This window comes from Streptomyces sp. NPDC039424 (assembly GCF_055639495.1).
On record NZ_JBVKAI010000032.1, the window covers coordinates 19,607 to 38,360 of the forward strand.

15 protein-coding genes are annotated in these 18,754 nt (G+C 74.4%); 3 read left to right on the forward strand and 12 right to left on the reverse strand.

The genetic code is table 11. The features are described 5' to 3' along the window. Positions 1–27: 27 nt before the first annotated feature. The 10 genes from ACZ7L0_RS41765 to ACZ7L0_RS41810 form a co-directional block, all read right to left on the reverse strand. Positions 28–1,029: an alpha/beta hydrolase gene (locus ACZ7L0_RS41765; RefSeq protein WP_471247828.1), complete on the reverse strand. Its 1,002-nt coding sequence runs from the start codon at positions 1,027–1,029 to the stop codon at positions 28–30. Then, positions 1,026–2,624, reverse strand: a complete 1,599-nt coding sequence (locus ACZ7L0_RS41770; RefSeq protein ID WP_471247829.1) for an FAD-dependent oxidoreductase — start codon at positions 2,622–2,624, stop codon at positions 1,026–1,028. The genes ACZ7L0_RS41765 and ACZ7L0_RS41770 overlap by 4 nt, the downstream gene beginning before the upstream one ends. 176 nt (positions 2,625–2,800) lie before the next feature. Then, positions 2,801–3,760 (reverse strand): NAD-dependent epimerase/dehydratase family protein, encoded by a 960-nt coding sequence (locus ACZ7L0_RS41775; protein ID WP_471247830.1) that lies wholly within the window; start codon positions 3,758–3,760, stop codon positions 2,801–2,803. Beyond that, a complete protein-coding gene (locus ACZ7L0_RS41780; RefSeq protein WP_471247831.1) occupies positions 3,757–5,025 on the reverse strand; it encodes a nucleotide sugar dehydrogenase in 1,269 nt (422 codons plus the stop codon). Before ACZ7L0_RS41780 ends, ACZ7L0_RS41775 begins: the two co-directional genes overlap by 4 nt. Positions 5,026–5,073: 48 nt before the next feature. Then, the gene (locus ACZ7L0_RS41785) at positions 5,074–6,690 is read right to left on the reverse strand and encodes a class I adenylate-forming enzyme family protein (RefSeq protein WP_471247832.1); all 1,617 of its coding nucleotides are present in this window, start codon (positions 6,688–6,690) and stop codon (positions 5,074–5,076) included. Between the two features lie 27 nt (positions 6,691–6,717). After that, complete coding sequence (locus ACZ7L0_RS41790) at positions 6,718–7,656, reverse strand: UbiA family prenyltransferase (RefSeq protein ID WP_471247833.1); 939 nt, start codon at positions 7,654–7,656, stop codon at positions 6,718–6,720. An 81-nt stretch (positions 7,657–7,737) separates the two neighbouring features. Continuing rightward, positions 7,738–8,556 carry a class I SAM-dependent methyltransferase gene (locus tag ACZ7L0_RS41795; protein WP_471247834.1) on the reverse strand — a complete coding sequence of 273 codons (819 nt, stop codon included), beginning with the start codon at positions 8,554–8,556 and terminating at the stop codon, positions 7,738–7,740. 21 nt (positions 8,557–8,577) lie between these two features. After that, positions 8,578–9,696: a DegT/DnrJ/EryC1/StrS family aminotransferase gene (locus ACZ7L0_RS41800; RefSeq protein ID WP_471247835.1), complete on the reverse strand. Its 1,119-nt coding sequence runs from the start codon at positions 9,694–9,696 to the stop codon at positions 8,578–8,580. After that, positions 9,693–10,889, reverse strand: coding sequence for a DegT/DnrJ/EryC1/StrS family aminotransferase (locus tag ACZ7L0_RS41805; RefSeq protein ID WP_471247836.1), 1,197 nt, complete (start codon positions 10,887–10,889; stop codon positions 9,693–9,695). The genes ACZ7L0_RS41800 and ACZ7L0_RS41805 overlap by 4 nt, the downstream gene beginning before the upstream one ends. After that, positions 10,886–11,842, reverse strand: a complete 957-nt coding sequence (locus tag ACZ7L0_RS41810) for a 4-(cytidine 5'-diphospho)-2-C-methyl-D-erythritol kinase (RefSeq protein WP_471247837.1) — start codon at positions 11,840–11,842, stop codon at positions 10,886–10,888. Before ACZ7L0_RS41810 ends, ACZ7L0_RS41805 begins: the two co-directional genes overlap by 4 nt. 330 nt (positions 11,843–12,172) lie before the next feature. Between ACZ7L0_RS41810 and ACZ7L0_RS41815 the strand changes: the two genes are divergently transcribed. Next, complete coding sequence (locus ACZ7L0_RS41815; RefSeq protein ID WP_471247838.1) at positions 12,173–13,135, forward strand: AfsA-related hotdog domain-containing protein; 963 nt, start codon at positions 12,173–12,175, stop codon at positions 13,133–13,135. A 48-nt stretch (positions 13,136–13,183) separates the two neighbouring features. On the opposite strand, the gene ACZ7L0_RS41820 is transcribed toward ACZ7L0_RS41815, so the two are convergent. Next, on the reverse strand, positions 13,184–13,390 hold the full coding sequence (locus ACZ7L0_RS41820) for a hypothetical protein (protein ID WP_471247839.1): 207 nt from the start codon (positions 13,388–13,390) through the stop codon (positions 13,184–13,186). 133 nt (positions 13,391–13,523) lie between these two features. On the opposite strand from ACZ7L0_RS41820, the gene ACZ7L0_RS41825 reads away from it, so the two are divergent. After that, positions 13,524–14,531 (forward strand): AIR synthase-related protein, encoded by a 1,008-nt coding sequence (locus tag ACZ7L0_RS41825; protein WP_471247840.1) that lies wholly within the window; start codon positions 13,524–13,526, stop codon positions 14,529–14,531. 117 nt (positions 14,532–14,648) lie between these two features. Here the strand turns inward: ACZ7L0_RS41825 and ACZ7L0_RS41830 are convergent, their stop codons facing one another. Continuing rightward, positions 14,649–16,100: an MFS transporter gene (locus ACZ7L0_RS41830; RefSeq protein ID WP_471247841.1), complete on the reverse strand. Its 1,452-nt coding sequence runs from the start codon at positions 16,098–16,100 to the stop codon at positions 14,649–14,651. A 367-nt stretch (positions 16,101–16,467) separates the two neighbouring features. On the opposite strand from ACZ7L0_RS41830, the gene ACZ7L0_RS41835 reads away from it, so the two are divergent. Beyond that, positions 16,468–18,708, forward strand: coding sequence for a helix-turn-helix transcriptional regulator (locus ACZ7L0_RS41835; RefSeq protein ID WP_471247842.1), 2,241 nt, complete (start codon positions 16,468–16,470; stop codon positions 18,706–18,708). Positions 18,709–18,754: the final 46 nt, after the last annotated feature.

Here is an 18,754-nt window from a genome sequence, read left to right on the forward strand (position 1 = left end):
TTCGATGGTTGGGTAAGGAATCCGGCATCACGCAGACCCGGAGGTGAATGCGCGTTCGAGCCAGTCGCGCGTCAGGGCGTAGAAGTGCGGCGCGCCGCGGTGGAGTGTGAGGGAGTGGCCGCAGCCCGGAACCACATGGGCGGTCAGGTCGGCCGTGCCGTAGTAGTCCTTCTCGAAGGCGTGTACGGCGGCGGATTCGGGGGCGAATCCCACGTCCGCGCCGGCGAACAGCGCGTCGTGCTCCCCCACCACGAGCAGCACGGGTACGTCGATCGCCCGTGAGTACTCGGCCTTGTAGGTCTCGGGCAGTGAGTTGCCCTCGCCCCAGGTGGCCGTCGACTTGATCTCTTCGTTGTACGCGGACAGCTCCGGGTCGATGCCACCCGCGTACTCGAGCATCTTGGCGCGGCGTCCGGGACGCTGCGTCAGGTACTCGGCGGGTGCGCCGTTCCCGGCGAGCAACGGATCGTCGCCCACCGGGTGGAAGAACTCGTGAACCTTGTCGACCTTCTTGTAGAAGGACGTCTGTGCGTGCAGCATCCCGGTGATCACCAGGCCGTCCACGTCCTGGTGCCGGGCCGCCTCGACGATGGCGATGCCCGAGCCGTAGGAGTGGCCGACGGTGACCACCCGGGTGAACCGGTGGCCCGCGGGGGTACCGGTGCGCAGTTCCCGGATGACGTGGTGGACGGTCGTGACGTGGAGGTCGAGGTTGACGTCGTCGCCGTGCGGCCGGCTGGAGGCGCCGGTGCCGAGCCGGTCCAGGAGCAGCACGGCGTAGCCGGCGCGCAGCATGTGGGCGCTGTAGTCGTACGCGCCGGGCACGGTCCAGTACCGCCGGTCGTAGGTGAGGCCGGGCAGGAGGACCTGTACGGTGTCGGCGCCCCGCTCGGGGACGAGCAGTTCGCCGGCGATGTGCCAGTCGCCGCCGTCCGCGGCGGTCCCGCGGACGACGATCTCCTCCCGCACGCACGGCGGTGCGCCGGTCTGGGGCGCGGGCGCCGCGGGCGACGCCGGGGAGGCGGTCATGGGTTGCTCCTCGAGTTGCGTGGCGGCGCGACGGACTGGGCGGCGGACGGCACCTCGCCGGCGGTGGCCGGGCCGGGCTCGGGCCAGTGCGCCGAGGAGCCGGCCGGGCTCGGACGGGGCCCGCCGAGGGCCACCCCCACGGACGGCGGGGCGGTGACGGCGGGGCGGGTGCGGCGGGCGCCCGGTCCGTGCGTGGTGCTGGGCGGCGCGGTCCGCACCGGGCCGCGCGGGCCGCGCAGGGCGGCTGCCATCACCCTCGGCCGGAACGCCGCGTTCGGCGTGGCGACGAGCTGGGTGAGCTGGAGCATCAGCAGCGCGGCGTGCCGGTCGGTGACCGCCGCCGCGCTGACGCGGTCCACGTAACGCTTGCCGAGCCGGGTCCTCAAATCCGGCGGGCAGACCTCGTGCACCCAGGGGTAGGAGAAGTCCATGCCGGTGGCCAGCTGCCAGGCGGGGGCGAGGGTGCGGGCCATCGCCTTGCGCAGCCGGTAGGTCAGGCCGACGTGCGTACCGTGGGCGGCGAGGGTCTCGCTGAGCACCAGCGCGCACTGCACGGCGACCGACATGCCCTGCCCGTAGGAGGGGTTGAACGCGCCGAACGCGTCGCCCATGACCAGGAACCGGTCGGGCCAGCGGCGCAGTTTCTCGTAGTGCCGCCAGCGGTTCTCGGTGCGGCCCGAGCCGTAGACCGGGCCGAGCGGGGTGGCGGAGGCGACGACGTCGCGCAGCACCGGGTCGCGCAGCCGGCCGGCGGCGTTGAGCAGGCCGAGGTGGTCGGTGGGCGGGCGGTGGCCTCCGGAGGCGGACACCGACACCATCCAGCGGCCGCCCTCGATCGGGTTGAGGATGCCCTGGCGGGGGTTGTCGGCCGAGGCCATCAGCAGCATGCAGTTCCAGTCGGCGACATGGCCGACCGGCGGCGCGTACACGCAGGTGGCGTACGCCGTCTTGGCGTCGACCACGGACTCCTTCGGCGTCTCGTAGCCGAGTTCTGCCAGCCACTGCGGGGCGCGGGAGGTGCGACCGGTGGCGTCCACCACGAAGTCCGCGTCGATGAGGTACTTCTCGCCCCAGCCGCCGGCCGAGTCGGCGTCCCGGCCGCGCACCCACACCCCGACGACGGCGTCGTCGCGGCCGGCCTGGAGTCCGACGGCCTCGTGTTCCTCGACGAACGTCACCTTCGGGTCGCCGCGCAGACGGTCGCGTACCACCGCGTCGACCACGTCGCGGGTCCCGGTCATCATCGACAGGTCGGTCTCGAACCGGGGCAGCCATCCGCCGGGCGCCAGCAGCAGCATGTCCTCGGGCATGCGCACGCGGACCATGCCGGCCGCCAGCAGTTCCCGGGTGATGCCGGGGAACAGCCGCTCCAGGCCCTGGTGGCCGGCGGCCATCAGGTTGTGCGCGTGCCGTGCCTGGGCCACGCCGCGCCGCCAGCGCGGCCCGCGCGGCAGCCGGTCGCGTTCGATCACGGTGACCTTGTTCATGTAGTGGGCCAGAGCGCGCGCGGCGGTGAGCCCGGTGAGGCTCGATCCGATCACGACGGCGTGACCGTGACCGCCGTGCCCGTGCCGGGCAGCTGGGGTGAGGCTCATCTGTCCGCCCTCTCTCGTGCGTGGGTTGTGCGTGGTGCGGATGTGTGGTGTCCCGGGCGTCGCGGTGGGTCCGCCGGGGCCGTGGGGAGTCGGGTGGACACCGCCGAGGTGCGCTCTGCCGGTTGTGGGTCGTCCGTTCAGCTGGTGTCGGAAGGTGTCGGGGGGTGTGTCGTGGGTCAGGCCGCCGCCGTCAGCGGGCCGGCTCGGCGCAGGGCTGCGACCGCCGAGGGAAGTCCGTCGGCGACGGTGGGATGGGCGGGACGCCAGGCGAGCTCCTCGCGGGCCTTGGCGTTGCTCAGTCGGTAGGAGACGGTCAGCGAGTCGGTCACCGGCCGCCCGAGGGCGAGCGCCGCCGCCGCCCGCGGCACTCCGCCGGCTCCCGTCGCGCCCAGCGCGCGGGCGGCCCGGCGGGCGAACTCCGCCAGCGGCAGCGGCTCGTCGTCGGCGATGTTGTACTCCGCGCCGGACGGCGCCCGCTCCAGGGCGGCGACGAAGGCCGCGGCCAGGTCGTCGAGGTGGACGCAGCTCCAGTGGTTGGCGCCGTCGCCCGGGAAGCGGATCCGCCCGGTGGCCCGCGCCGGATCGGCGAAGGCCGCCTTGAAGTTGCCGCCCGGCCCGTAGACGAACCCGCAGTGCAGCACGACCGCGTCCAGGCCGTGGCCCGCGAGGGCGCGCAGCCGTGCCACGCCCGCCGCGTGCCCCAGGGCGAGGGGCGCCGGGCGGTGCGGCACCGACTCGTCGATCCACCTCGCTCCGTGGTCGCCGTACACCCAGGCCCCGCTGGTGTACAGCAGCCGGGTGCCGGCCGCCCGGCAGGCCTGGGTGAGCGCGCCGGTCATCGTGGCGTCCGCGGCGTGCATCCGCCGGATCCGCGAGCGGGTCAGCCGCCCGGTGACCCGCAGCTGGGCGGCGTGCACCACCGCGTCGGCCTCGCGGGCCAGCGGTTCGTACGTCTCGGGGCGCAGCATGTCGCCGGTACGCAGCCGGGCCCCGGCGGCGGCCAGTTCCCGCGCCCGGGACTCCTCGCGCACCAGGCCGGTGACCCGGTGCCCGGCGGCGAGCAGGGCACGGGCCACCGCGCCGCCGATGTAGCCGCCGGCGCCGGTGACCAGGACGTGGCGGGCGGGGCCGGTCACAGGTACTCCACGCTCGGTGCGGCCGGCAGCCGGTGGCGGCAGTCGAGGGCGAACGAGGCGTGCCGGGCGATCAGGTCGTAGTCGAAGGCGGAGTGGTCGGTCAGCAGCACCACCGCGTCGGCGGCGGCGAGTTCCTGCTCGTCCAGGTCGACGCGGACCACCCGCTCGTCGACGGAGGAGTCCTCGACCACGTGCGGGTCGACCGCGCGTACCTGGGCGCCCAGGCGCAGCAGCCCCTCGACCACGCGGACCGCGGGCGACTCTCGGGCGTCACCGGTGTCCGGCTTGTAGGCCAGGCCCAGCACCAGGACGCGGGCGCCGCTCAGGGCCCGGCCGCGCTCGTTGAACGCGGTCAGCAGCCGCTGCACCACGTAGCCGGGCATGTGGTCGTTGACGTCGTTGGCGAGCTCCACGAACCGGAAGCGGTGGCCGAGGGCCCGGTTCACCCGCCAGGAGAGGTAGACGGGGTCGACGGGCAGGCAGTGGCCGCCGACGCCCGGGCCGGGGGTGAACCGCATGAAGCCGAACGGCTTGGAGGAGGCGGCGTCCACCGCTTCCCACACGTCGATGCCCAGGTCGCGGGCGTAGACGGCGAGTTCGTTGACGAGGGCGACGTTGACGTGCCGGAAGGTGTTCTCGACGAGTTTGGTCAGCTCGGCCACCTTCGGCGAGCCGACCGGCACGGTGGTGTCGATGACCGAGCGGTAGAACGTGTCGACGGCGGCCAGGGAGGCCTCGTCGACGCCGGACACCACCTTCGGGGTGGTCTCCAGGGTCCAGGTGCGGTTGCCGGGGTCGATCCGCTCGGGGCTGTAGCCCAGGTGGAAGTCGGCGCCGGCGGTCAGCCCCGAGTACTCCTCCAGGATGGGGGCGACCAGTTCCTCGGTGGTGCCGGGGTATGTGGTGGATTCCAGGATCACTGTGGCGCCCTGGCGCAGGAACCGGCCCAGGATGCGGGCCGCCGACTCGATGTGCCGCAGGTCGGGCACGCCTTCGCGCAGCGGGGTCGGCACGCTGATGACGGCCACGTCGAAGCCGCCGATGCGGCGCTCCTCGGTGGTCGGCACATACCGGCCGGTGGCCAGGGCGGCCGTCAGCCGTTCGGGGCTCACGTCCTCGACGAAGGACTCGCCGGCCGAGAGTCTCTTGACGCGTTCCTCGTCGACGTCGAAGCCGACGACCGTGTAGTGCTCGTCGGCCTCGGTGGCGCGTACCGCGAGCGGCAGGCCGACATAGCCCTGGCCCATGATGACGATCTTTGGCATCGCCCGTCCGTCTCCTGTGGTTGGGTGTGGTGGCGGTCGTGGGCCCGGTCAGGTCCAGCGGCCGGTGCCGAAGGTGGCCTGGGAGCTGAGCACTTTCTGCCGCAGGTCGAAGCGGCGTACCTTCCAGGTGCCGGTGCGCGGGAAGTCCTCCCAGGCGATGACGTGCGGTGCGGCCAGCTCTGGCAGGCCGCGGGTGGCCTCCTGCCACTCGGCTTCGGACAGTTCGCCGTGGGAGAGGCTGATCACGGGGACCGGCACGCCCTCCGGATCACCGAGGACGACCACCTCGGTGGCCCGGTCGATCCGCTCCAGCAGGATCGACTCCAGGGCTATGCCGCTGACGCCGGGGATCAGGTCGACCTCCCGGTCCAGCAGGCGCAGGGCCCCGGTGCGGGAGCGGACGCCGAGGTCGCCGCTGTTCCACCAGCCGTCCCAGTTCTTCTCGCGGTGCCTGTCGTCCTCGCCGAGGTAGGTCAGGCAGCGGCCCTTGGTCTTCACCAGGACCAGGCCCGGCTGTCCGGCGGGCACCGGCTTGCGGGTGTCGGGGTCGACGACCCTGACCCGGGTGATGAAGGGGATGGGGCGGCCGACGTTGTTGGTGACCGGGTCGAGCGCGCCCGCGTTCTTGCGGATGGCGTTGCGGGAGTAGACGGCCATGGCGACGGGCCCGGTCTCGCTCTGCCCCCACACCTGCCCCCACACCGGGCGGCGCCGCTCGCTGGCGTCCATGAACTTGCGCACGGTGGGCGGGTGGATGGCGTCGAAGGTGTTGAGGTAGGTGCGCACCCGGCCGAACGCGGCGCGGTGCGACTGGGTCAGCGGCTCCCAGCGCTGGTAGATGTTCGGGCAGGCCTCCAGCACGGTCGGCCGGTGCTCGCCGAGCACCTCGGCGGCGAGGGCCGGTTCGCTGCCGCCGAGCACCACGACCTTCTTCGGCGGGCGGGCCAGCTGGGCGAACGTCCAGGTGATGGCGCGGCCGTGGACGAAGGCGATGCAGGAGGCGAAGACGTCGTCGGGCCGGATGGACAGGCCCGGGATCGGCATCGTCTCCAGCTTGGTGAGCACGCCGATGAGGGTGTTGGGCGAGTGCACCACCAGCTTGGGCACACCGGTCGTGCCCGAGGTGTGGGTGCAGATCATCGGCTCGTCGTCGCCGCGCAGGTCCATCGGCGGGATGTCGGCGCCGCTGAGCGAGGCGAGGGTGACGGCGCCGTCGGCGAGCGAGGGGTCGCCGTCGACGGCGACGACCTGGGTGCCGGGGCCGGTGAGGGTCACGCCCTCGGCGGCGGCTGCGGCCAGCACCGAGCCGGAGGCGACCAGCACCTTGGGCCGGAACCGCTCCAGCATGGTGGCCAGCACCGACGGGGCGATGGTGGCGGAGATCATCGCGGGCAGCGCGCCGATGCGGGCGGCGGCTGCGGCGAGCAGCACCACGTCGTGGTGGTTGTCCTTGACGATGGCCAGCCGGTCGCCGCGGCGCAGACCGGCCAGGTGGAGCCGCCCGGACATGTCGGCGGTCAGCCACGCCAGCGCGGAGACGTCGTACTTGCGTCCGCCGTCGGGGGCGATGTCGTAGGGCCGGTCCAGGTGCCATCCGGGTGTGGCCGCCCCGGCGTACGACTCGAACAGCGCGCCCAGGTTCTTGGGTCGTGGGGTCTTCTTCATGCTCGGTCTTCTCTTCCTGGGGTCGGATCAGCTGATGACGAGCAGGTTGGCGACGAGCAGCGCGGCCACGCCGAGACGGTGGGTGTCGAGGCCGAGCTTCCGGGCGAGCAGCGCGTCGCCGCGCACCAGGCCGGCGCCCAGCTGACGGGCGCGCAGTGCCAGGACCGGGACGAGGCAGAGCAGGAAGGCGCCGGGTACGGCGTCGGCTGCCCAGGCCAGCAGCAGCGCCGCGGTCTCGGTCAGGGAGAGCAGGGCGATGGCGGCGCGGTAGGCGGCCGGGGAGAGCAGGGTGGCCAGGTTCCGGCGGCCGGCCGCGCGGTCTCCCTCGCGGTCGTTGGTGTTGGAGTACACCGACACCAGCAGCGACCAGATGCCGATGAGGTACGACTCCAGCACGATCACGCCGGTCGCGTGGCCGTCGACCAGGCCGTACGGGATCAGCGCCATCAGCCCCGGGCTGAGCAGCAGCACCAGCTCCTGCGCGCCGCGGTAGCTCAGCCGCATCCCGTAGGAGTACTGGACGCTGATCGCCACCTGGAAGGGGATCAGGGCGAGGGCCCAGGCGGGCCGGTGCGGGGCGGTCAGCACCGCGCCGGCCAGCAGCACCAGGCAGGCCAGCAGGGTGAGATAGCCGAAGCGCACCGCCTGCCGCTCGGTCAGGTCGCCGTTGAGCAGCGGTTTGCGTGAACGGTTGCGCAGCCGCGCCGCGGGGTCGTAGTTGGCGTGGTCGCTGCCGTCACGGAAGCCGTGCACGTCGTCGAAGGTGACCGTCGCGGCGGTCATCGCCACCCAGCCGAGAGTCGCCACGAGCAGCGTCACCAGCACACGCGGGTCGTCGCGCCGGTCGCCGGGCAGCAGGGTCCACACCACCGGCGCGGCCAGGTAGTAGTCGTAGAACGTCAGCTTCGCCAGCCGTGCGTAGGCGAGCAGCCGCCCGGCCGGCTTGGCCGCGATGGCCTGGCTCATGCCCGCTCCTTCCTAGTTCTCGGTTCTCGCTCGTCCGTTCTGCCGCCGGCCCGCGGTCCGACTCCCGGTGGTGCGCGCCGGTCAGGCCGGGTGCGGTTTGCGGCCGACGGTGGAGATCAGCACCTGGCTCAGCCAGGAGTGGGCGGGGTCGCCCATCTGGGTGATCGCCTCGTCGATGCGCTCCTGGCTCACCAGGCCCTCGGCGACGATCTGCGGGGCCATGAACTCCAGCCAGAGCTGGTAGTGACGGGCCTGCCGGGAGCCGCCGCGGACCATCACCGCGCGGCCCTCCGCGCTGACGTCCGCCAGGCCCGAGGCCTGTACCAGCCGGTGGTCGACGTAGCCGCCGCGCGGATCGTGCCCGCCCTGGTGCATCAGCCCGTATCCGGCGGCGCGCACGTCCTGCAGGAAGTCCTCGCCGGAGGCGCTGCGGAAGAGCGTGGAGGAGTCGGTGTCCTCCAGGAACAGCACTCCGCCGGGGCGCAGCGCGCGCACGAACCTGGCGATCACGGCCTCGCGGTCGGGCAGGTGCTGCACCAGCATCCGGGCGTGCACCAGGTCGAAGGCGCTCTCGGGCAGTTCGTCCTCGCGCACGTCGACCTGCGACACCTCGAACGTGCCGTTCTCCTGGTCGGCGGTCAGGCGCTCGGTCTGCAGGTCGGCGGCGACCACGCGGCCGGTGGGGCCGACGAGTTCGGCGAGCCTGCGGGCCGCGGAGCCGGAGCCCGCGCCGACCTCCAGGCAGTGCCAGCCCGCGGTGACGCCGATCCGGTCGAACCGCTCGAAGGTGCCCGGGTCCCAGATCGCCTCGTTGGTGCGCAGCCGTTCGGTCTCCTTGTCCCACAGCGAGTCGAAGACGTACTCCTGCCGGGACTCGGCGGGTTGGGTGGAAGTGCTCATGGCTGGTGGGTCCTCCGGGGCCTAGGCGAAGAAGTCGCAGACGGTGTCGGCGATGCGCTCGACGGCGGCGTCGGTCAGATGCGGCCAGATGGGGATGGCGAGGTTGGACCGGCTGGCCCAGCGCGCGTTCGGCCAGTCGGCGCCCTCGGGCGCCCAGGTCGCGAAGGCGGGCTGCAGCGGCAGCGGGGTCGGGTAGTACACGTGCGAGCCGATGCCGTGCTCGGTCAGGTAGGCCCGCAGGTCCTCCCGGCGGGAGACCTGGAGCGCGTACACGTAGTAGCAGCGGCCGTTGCGGCCGGGCGGGGGCGCCTTGACACCGCGCTCGGCCAGGGGCGCGAACCGCTCGTGGTAGTACTCCGCGATACGGGCCCGGCGCTCCAGCCGGTCGGCGAGGGTGGACAGCCGGTGCAGCTGGAAGGCGGCGATCACCTCGTCGAAGCGGCTGTTGCGGCCGATGCGGTGGTGCAGGAAGCGGTGTACGCCGTCCTGCCCGTGGTTGCGCAGCATCCGCACGCCACGGGCGAGTTCCTCGTCGTCGGTCAGCACCATGCCGCCCTCGCCGGCCGTGCCGAACGCCTTGACCTGGAAGAAGGAGAAGACCCCGAGGGTGCCCCAGCGGCCGGCCGGCACACCGTCGAGCACCGCGCCCTGGACGACGGCCGCGTCCTCGATGACGGCGAGGCCGTTCCGCCGGGCGATCTCGTTGATCCGCGGCATGTCCGCCATGATCGAGAACAGGTGTGCGGGCAGCACCGCCTTGGTGCGCTCGGTGATCAGCGACTCCACCGAGTCCGGGTCGATCACCATGGTCCAGGGGTCGACGTCGGCGAAGACCGGGGTGGCACCCGCGTTGGCCACGCTGGAGGCCACCGGCTGGCAGCAGAACGCCGGGACGATCACCTCGTCGCCGGGCCCGATGTCCAGCGCGCCGACGGCCAGTTCCAGGCCGCCGGTGCCGCTGCCGCAGCCGATCACGTCACCGGCCCCGGTGGCCTGCTTCAGCCGCTGCTCGAGCTCCGCGGTGCGGCGGCCCAGGATGAAGCGCTGTTCGGGATCGGTGCCCACCTCGAACAGCGCCTTCAGCAGCGCGTCCCGGTCCTCTTCGAACAGGTCGGGCGGGAAGAAGGGCAGGGTCTTCACGGCTGGCTCCCCTGGAAGAAGTCCCGGATGGTGTCGGCGACGTGGTCGAGCTGCGCCTCGGTCAGATCCGGGTAGAAGGGCAGCGCCACGGCGCGTTCGCAGGCGGCTTCCGCGATGGGGAAGTCGCCCTTGCGGTGGCCGAGTTCGGCGAAGCAGGGCTGCAGGTGCAGCGGTATGGGGTAGTACGTCTCGGTGCCGATGCCGTGCGCGGTGAGGTGCGCGACCAGTTCGTCGCGCCGCTCGGTCTCGATCTCGTACACGTAGAAGACCGGGTCGGTGGGCACCGCGCGCTCCACCACCGTGGGCAGCCGCAGCACGCCGGGGACGTCCCGCAGGCGTTCGGTGTAGGCCTCGGCGAGGCGGGCGCGGCGGGCGATGTCCTCGTCCAGCCCCTCCAGCTTGGCCAGCAGCACCGCCGCCTGGATGTCGTCCATCTTCGAGTTGGTGCCGGAGGCGCCGGAGAGGTTGGAGATGCCGGCGATGTGGTCGATCGTCTTGCCCATGCGCCCGTGGTGGCGCAGGATCCCGGCCCGCTCGGCCACCTCGTCGTCGTCGGTGAGCACCATCCCCGCGTCCCCGATGGCGCCGAGCGTCTTGGTCGGGAAGAAGGACAGCACGCCGCCCCGGCCGAGCAGGCCCGCGTGCCGGCCGTTCCAGCGCATGCCGATCGACTCGGCGCTGTCCTCCAGCACGGTCAGCCCGTGCGCCTCGGCGACCTGTGTGATCGCGTCCATGTCGGCGAGCTGGGTGAACAGGTGGGCCGGCAGCACCGCCTTGGTCCGCTCGGTGACGGCCCGCGCGAAGGAGTCCGGGTCCAGGGCGTACGTCACCGGGTCGATGTCGGCGAACACCGGCCGCGCTCCGGCCAGCGCCACCGAGGTCGCGGTCGCCGCGAAGGTGAACGCGGGCACCACCACCTCGTCGCCGCGTCCGACGCCGGCCGCGCGCAGCAGCAGCACCAGCGCGTCGGTGCCGTTGTTCACCGCGATCGCGTGCCGCGCGCCGGTGTAGTCGGCGATCGCCCGCTCCAGCTCCAGCACCTTGCGGCCGTGCGAGTACTTGCCGCGCTCCAGTACGTCCGAGGTGTGCGCCGCGATCTGCGGCCACAGCCGCTCGAACGTGGCCGCCTGGGAGAAGAAGGGCACCCCGGCGGCCCGTTCACCGGCCGGGGCCGGCGTCGCCAAGCTGTTCACGCTGCTCCTTCGCGGATGTAGGGACCATTTCGGTGCTGCGCGGCGTCCTCGAGGACGGTCGCGCCGGGGACCGGGCCGTGCGCGGTGTGCACGGCCCGGCACCGCTCGGAGGCGGCCAGGAACGTGGCGAGCCGCTCGGCCTGGTCGGCGTCGCGGACCAGGAACGCGCAGGTCGGGCCGGACCCGCTGAGCACGCCGCGCAGTGCCCCGGCCAGCACGCCCTGGCGCAGCGTGGGTCCGAGGCCCGGGCGCAGGCTCAGCGCCGCCGCCTGGAGGTCGTTGCGCAGCAGGGGGGCGAGCCGGGAGGCGTCGCCGCCGGCCAGCGCCTCGGCGAGAGAGTCGGGCACGGCCATCGCGCGCGGCGCCGCACCGGGCGCCGGCTGAGCCGTCAGGCGGTCGAACTCGGTGAAGACGGCCGCGGTGCTCAGCCCCTGGGCCGCCTGGGCGAACACCCAGTGGAAGGGGCGGCCCTGCGGCAGCGGGGTGAGCCGCTCGCCCCTGCCGGTGCCCACGGCGTTGCCGCCGAGCAGGGCGAACGGCACGTCGCTGCCGAGCCGTGCGGCGACCTCGTCGAGGGCCGGGTGGTCAGCGTCCACGCCCCACAGCCGGGCGCAGGCCACCAGGGCCGCGGCGGCGTCCGCGCTGCCCCCGGCCATGCCGCCGGCCACCGGGATCCGCTTGTCGATGCCCAGGCGCACCCGGGGGGCGAACCCGAGCCGCTCCCCGAGCAGTACGGCGGCGCGGGCGGCGAGGTTGGCTCCGTCGGTGGGCACGCCCCCGGTGTCGGGGCCGGCCACGGTCACCGTCAGCGTGCCGGCGTGCTCGGCCGTCACCGTGTCGTACAGGGAGACCGCCTGGAAGACGTTGACCAGCTCGTGGAAGCCGTCCTCCCTGGCCGGGCCCACCGCGAGGTGCAGGTTGACCTTGGCCGGCACCCGGACCGTGACGCTCACCGGCTCGGGCCCAGTGGTTCGATCATGGACTTGACCTTCCTGGCGATGGCGGGGGTCGACGGGGCGCCGGCCGCGGGGCGCGGGCGGCAAGGACCGCTGGAAGGGGGAGGGGAGCGGGCCTTGCGCGGTGAGTCTGCGCAGCCGCCCCTGCGCGTGACTAAAGCCGCCCGGGCCGGGCCGTGCCAAGACGCCCCGGCGGGGAATGCCTGCGGCGCAGCTTGCTGCCATCGGCCCGGCCTTGGCCCAGGCCGGGGCGGTGATGAGGCTGGTGACATGCCCGGGCGTGCGGCGTCCGCCCGTACCCGAGAAGCCCGGAGCGAGGAGCCACCCATGTCACGCAACGCAGCCCTCGGCGGTGCCGATGTCACCGCGCTCGCCGGCCGGCTGGAGCACCGTCAGCGACCGCGCGGCACTCCGGCGGACGAAGAGCGGTTCGTGCTGCATGGCGAGATGCCGCGCGGACATTCGTTGTTCAACGACGACCCCGGTCTGCACGACGCCCTGCTCTTCGTGGAGTTGGTCCGGCAGGCCGGGGCACGGATCGGCCACCGCCACTTCGGCGTGCCGGCCGAACGGCCCGGGCTGTTCTACCGGTTCGGGCTGCGGCTGGCCGATCCGGCCGCCTGGCGCGACGCGGTGTCCGGCGTCCGGATGGCCCTGGAGCTGCGGGCCGAGCCGACCACGACGGTGGCGGGGGTGCCGCGTGGGCTGCGGCTGCGCGGCGGCATGCTGATCGACGGCACCGACGCCTGCACGGGCTCCGCCGAACTCGTCTTCGTCACCCCGACGGTGGCCCGCAACCACCGCGCCGCGAGCCGCCTGGCGGCACTCGGCGCCGGTGCCGCGCCGGGCGCCTCTCCCGCGCCGCGGCCCGCCGACCCGGCACTGGTCGGCCGGTGCGCCGCGGAGAACGTGGTGGTCTCCGCCCCGGTGCACGGGCAGGAGCCGGGGACGTTCGACACGGCGGTGCTGGTGGACCGGGGCCACCCGGTGTTCTTCGCGGAGGCCGCCGACGCGGTGCCGGGGCTGCTGCTGGTGGAGTCCCTGCGGCAGAGCGCGCTGCTGGCCGCGGCCGACGCCCACGGTTTCGCGCCGGCCGCGACCGCGCTGACCAGCCTGTCGGTGCACATCCGCGGCCACGCCGAACTGGATCTGCCCCTGCTCTGCACCGTCCGCGCCGCGCCCGGTGGGGTCGACTCCGCCGGCCGTCGCCTGGTCCGGGTGTCGATGCGCCTGCACCAGGCGGGCCGGATCACCGCCCAGGCGCAGGCGCTGGCGGCGGAGACCGGCTGAGCGGTGGCGCCGCGGCGGAGAGGGCGGACGGTCAGCGGCGTCGGGGCGTCAGTGGGAGCGGGGCCGCGCCGCCACCGGCTCCTCGCCGGGCTGCCGCAGCCGGGCCGCCAGGTGGCGGCCGAGGGCGGCGGCCTCCTCCAGGGTGGGCCGGCCCCGGGTGACCCGTTCGGCCGCCGCGGCCAGCCGGGCCAGGGCGGCGGGGCCGGGCGTACCGCTGCCGCCGGGGGCGTGACGCTCGGAGCTGTCCAGGGCCATGGGGACTCCTTCGGCATACGGCGGCCGGACGGTCGGTGCCGCCCGGCCGATGGTCCACGAGCGGACTGAAGCCTGCCTTGACCCCCAGCTGTGCGACTCCTTCACGCGTTCGGAAAAAAGGTGCTGTGACCTGATGACTGCCGCCGCTGCCGCCTCGCCGGCCTCGCTGCTCGCGGAACACGTCGCGCTGCCCGACGACCACGGCGGCGGACTGCGGGCGTTCCTCGCGGGCGCCCTCGCCGTCCGCGCGACATGCCCCCCGCTGGGCGCGGGCCGGGCCGTGCTGCTTTCGGGGACGTACGTGGCCGATCCACCCTTCTACGGCGACGGCGACATCGGCCAGGTCGCCGTGTACGGCACGGTCAACGAGCTGGCGGCCACCGGCGCGGTCCCGCTGGGCCTGTCGCTGTCCGCGGTGGTCGAGGCGGGCCTGCCGCTGCGTCAGGTGCGGCGCGTGGCCGACTCGGTGCGGGAGGCGGCGAGCGCGGCCGGGGTGGTCGTCCTGGACGTGGACGCGCGCGTGGTGCGGGCCGGCGAGGCCGACCAGATCTACCTGCACACCACGGGGCTGGGCGTGCTGCGGCCCGGTACGCCGGCCGAGGTGCCGCCCCGCGCCGGTGACCGGATCCTGGTCACCGGCCCGCTCGGCGGTTTCGGCGCCCATCTGCTGTCGGTGCGCGCCCGGCTGGGCCACGAGAGCGTGGTTCCGGCCGGATGCCGGCCGCTGACCGGGCTGCTGGAGCTGGCGCGCGGCGCGGCGGGCGCGGGGGCCCTCCGGGCGGTGCGCACCGTGGGCCGGGGCGGGCTGGCCGCCGCGCTGCACGCCCACGCGGCGGCGACCGGGCTCGGGTTCCGCGTGGACGAGGAGGCACTGCCCGTGCGCTACGAAGTCCGGGTCGCCCTCGACGACCTCGGCGTGGAGCCGGTGCACGCGGCCAGCGCGAGCTGCGCGTGCCTCGTCGTCGCCGCCGAGGCCGCCGACGACGTGCTCACGGCACTGCGCGCCCACCCGGACGGGCGTGACGCCGCGGTGATCGGCGAGGTGGCCCCCCGCGACACCGCCCCCGTGGAACTGGTACGCCCCGACGGCCACCCGCTCCCCCTCGTCCCCGCCACCGACCCACCTGCCCGACTGGCCTGACAGGAACGTGCGATGACGACGTACCAGCAGCGTCCCGCGGGGTCCGAGGCAAGCGACGACAGCCCGGAGCGGGAGGGCCGCCCCGGGGCGGGCGGGTGTGCGGTGGGTGGGGGGCGGTCAGTGGCGGGGGTGGGGGGTTCGCGCGGGCCGGGGGCGGATGAGCAACAGGCCGAGGAGGGCGGCGAGCGCGGGCAGCAGGGCGACGCCGAGGAGGACGCCCGCGACGGCGGTGCCGCTCTGGTGGGCGGCCTGGCCGGTGTCGGAGGAGGTGTAGCCGGTCAGCTGCAGGGTGAGGGCGAACAGGAAGGGGCCGGTCGCGAGGCCCGCGGTCTCGCCCGCGCTCAGCAGCCCGGAGAGGGCGCCGGCCCGGCTGTGCCCGGCGCGTGCGGCGTCGGCGGCGGCGGACTCGGCCAACAGGGAGTACAGGAACAGCAGTTGGCCCGCGTGCCCGGTGCCGGCGAGCAGCATCAGCGGCAGGGCCGCGGCGGCGGGCAGGGCCGGGACGGTGAGCAGCAGCAGGCACCCCGTCGCGCACAGCAGCGAGGCCACGGCGAGCCCGCGGCGCTGTCCCCGGCGCAGCCCGAAGCGGCGCCACAGGGGGGTGGCGACCAGGTTGGGCAGGACGAAGGCGAGGACCAGGGCGCCCGTCAGGTCCCGGTCGTGCAGGACGTGTCCGGCCAGGTACGGCACGCCCGCCAGCAGGCATCCGGTGGCGACGGCGTTGATCGCCGCGCATCCCACCAGCGCCGCGAAGGTACGGTCGGCGGCGCGCAGCGCCCTCACCCAGCCGCCCGGGCGGGAGGCGGCGCCGGGTTCCCGGGCGCCCTCGCGTTCGGCGGCGATCGGCGTCGTGCCGGACTGGTCGGCGGAACGGGTGGTGCGGGGGGTCTTCGTTCTGGGGCGGGGGGTCGCCCTGGGGCGGGCGGTCGTGAGTGCCGTGGCCAGTGCGCCGGTGGTGATCAGGGTCGCGCCGAACAGCCCGGCCCAGCGGTGCCCGGGCAGTCCCGTGCCGCCCGCCTCCACCAGCGCGGGGGCCACGGTGCCGGCGACGACGGCGGCCACCGCGAGGCCCGCCACGCGTGCGGCCACCAGCCGCATCCGGTCCTCGGGCCGGTCGGCGATCTCGGCGGGCAGTGCGGCGTGGGCGGACTGGAAGAACGCGAAGGCGCTTGCCGCAGCGAGATATCCGGCCATCGTCGCCATCAGACCCCGAAGACCCGTGTCCCACCCCGCGAACATGAGCGCGACGGCCACCGCGACCCCCAGCCCGCCGGCCAGCAGGAACGGCCGACGGGTGCCCCGACCTCGGTGGGAGCGGTCACCGAGCCGGCCGGCGACCGGAATGAGCAGCACGTCCAGCGCCTTGGGCAGCAGCACCGCGAGCCCGGCCAGGCCCGCGCCGACGCCGAGCGTGTCGGTCAGGTAGGGCAGCAGGAGCAGCCCCGGCAGGGTGTTGAACGTGCCGGTGACCAGTGCCCCGGCGCCGTAGCCGACCCGCGAACGGGTCGCCTGCCCCGCACCGCGCGAGGTCGCCGGCCCGGCCGATGGGCGGTGTTCGACGATCGTCATGGCCGTACTCCTCGGGGGTCGGGAAGGCCTCGGGCGACCCGGACAGCGTGGGGCAAGGCATCACGGGCCGTAATGGATCAAATCGTCGAAGGGCTACGGCAGTCCGGCCAGTCGGGGTTTCTCCCCATCCCCGCTCTGGCGGCGCTTTGACGGAGCCTCAATTCGTGGGTGGCGCGAAAATTCTCGCCCCCCGTCCGGCACGGGGGGATCGGAGCGCGCGTCGGGTATTTCCCGGACAGGACCCGGTCGGGAATGCGGCTGCCGGGGAACCGTCCGACGCGTGGGCACAGGACGGGGAAGATGGCATGCCCTGCAGCTTTCAACTCAAGGCTCGGCCGAGGCGGCCCCTGATCCAGAGGAGGTCTCCATGCAGCGGGAAGCGCTGACGGCCACACGCCAAGGCGAACTCGCGGTTCTGCTGCGGCAGTTGGAACTGTCCGCCGCCTCGGCGCGGTTCGTACGGATCACGGGCGAGCCCTGGAGCGGCAAGACCTGGCTGCTGCGCCACCTGGCCGCGCACGCCGCCGAGTCCGGCCGCCGCGTCGCCTGGGGCCGCGCGCCGCGGGTCGGCCGCTCGCGCCCCTTCGACGTGCTCGTCGACGCCCTGGACGAGCACCTGGTGCGCGCCGACGGATCGTTGTTCGAACAGCTGGGCACCGCCCGGGTACGCGCGCTCGCCCCGTACTTCCCCGCACTGACGAGCACCGCCGGGGAAGCGGCGTACGGCGGCGCGCAGGACGCGATCTGCGCCCTGCGCGAGCTGCTCGGACTGCTGGCGCAGGACGGCGGACTGCTGCTGATCCTCGACGACGCGCACCGGGCCAGCGCGGAGGTCCTCGACTTCCTCGAACACCTCGTCCGGCATCCCCCGGACACGCCCGTGCTCACCGTGTTCGCCCACCGCGACTCGGCCACCACACGCCACCTGTCGGCCGTCGACGACCAGGCCGACGCCGTACGCCACCTGGCGCTGACGCCGCTCGACGACACCGAGGCACCGCATCTGCTGTCCGATGGGCTCACCCCGCTCCAGCGCGCGCTGGCGCTGCGCGACGGCGCCGGGGTCCCCGGGCTGCTGCGCGAGGTCGGCTCGGGCGCGGCCCCGCCGCCGGGCTGCGAGCACGGCCTGTACGGGGTGCAGGAGCTGGTCACCGGCGTGCCCCCGGACTACGCCGAGGACGCGGTGAGCCTGCACACCCTCTCCTCGCTGGGCTGGCGCACCGCCTGCGCCGCGGCCGTCGCCGGCGACCCCTTCACCGCCGAAGCGGTGGCCGCCGTCGCCTTGATGTCCGTCGAGGACGTACTGGGCGGCCTGGACGAACTGCACGGCGAGGCCCTGGTGGTGCCCCGCGGCCCGGCGCGTTTCGCCTTCGCCCGGCCCGCGGTGCGCGCGCTGGTGCACCACGCCTCCGGCGTCGGCTGGCGCACGGCCGCCAGGGAGCGGGCCGTGGCGGCTCTGCGGCAGGAGCCCGGCTCGGCCGTCGCGCTGGCCGCGCTGCTCCAGGACGCCCCCGCGCTGGACGCGCAGGACGTGCGCACCCTGGCACTGACCGCCCGCGACGGGCTGTTCACCCGGCCCTGGCACGCGTTACGGGCGCTGCGCCGGGTCACCGCTGAGGTGCACGCGCCGGTCGAGGCACGGCTGCTGCTGCACAAGGCTCTGGTGATCGCGGGCCTCCCCGAGGAGGCCGCGCAGGAGTACAAGGAGCTCAGACGCCGCCTGCACGAGGCCGGCACGGCGGCGGCGCGGGCCGACGCGGTGCTCTGGCAGGCCAGGATGCTGCGTCTGACCGGCCGTCCGGCGCAGGCGCAGGCGCTGCTGGACTCACTCGCGGACGGCCCGCACCCGGCGGCGGAGGTCGCGGCCGAACGGGCCGCCGCGGCCCTGGAGTCGGCGACGGCCCAGGACCGCGCGGCGGCGGCGCGGCGCGCGGTGGAGTTCGCCGAGACCGCCGAGCCGGAGGCACCGGGCGCGGTGCGCGGCCACTCCCGCGCGCTGCTCGCCGCGGCCCTGGCCGCCACCGGGAACGTACCCGGTGCCCGCAAGGCCGCCGACGAGGCCGTACGGCTGCTCGGCGCGGTGCGGCCGGAGGTGCTCGCCGCCCATCTGGAGGCGCTGCGCTGGCTGGGGGCGGCCGAAGTGGCCCTGGGGGACGAGGAGTCGGCCGCCCGCCACCTGGGGCGCGCGCTGGCCGCGGCGCTGGAGTACGGGCAGGGACTGCTGCTCGGCCGGCTCGCGCTGGAGCTCGCCCGGGTGCACTTCGCGTCCGGCGACCTGGAGCGGGCGGCGGACCGGGCCGGGCTCGCCGCCGAGGCCGGGCACCGCCACGGCGGGCCGCCGCTGGCCGCGGCCGCCCGGGAGCTGTCGGCCCGGATCGAGGCGGTGTCCGCGCACGGCACCGCGGAAGGCCGCGTCGGACTGCTCAGCGCCCGCGAACTGGAAATCGCCGAACTGGTCGGCGCCGGCTGCACCAACCGCTCCATCGCCGCGCGGCTCGACATCAGCGCCAAGACGGTGGAGACGTATATGAGCCGGATATTCAAGAAATTGGGCGCTAATTCCCGGGCTCAGGTGGCGCACACTATCGGCCGGAATACCGCCGACTGACTCCGCCTTGCAGACCGTCAGAAATATCTGAGGAATTTCCCGTTCA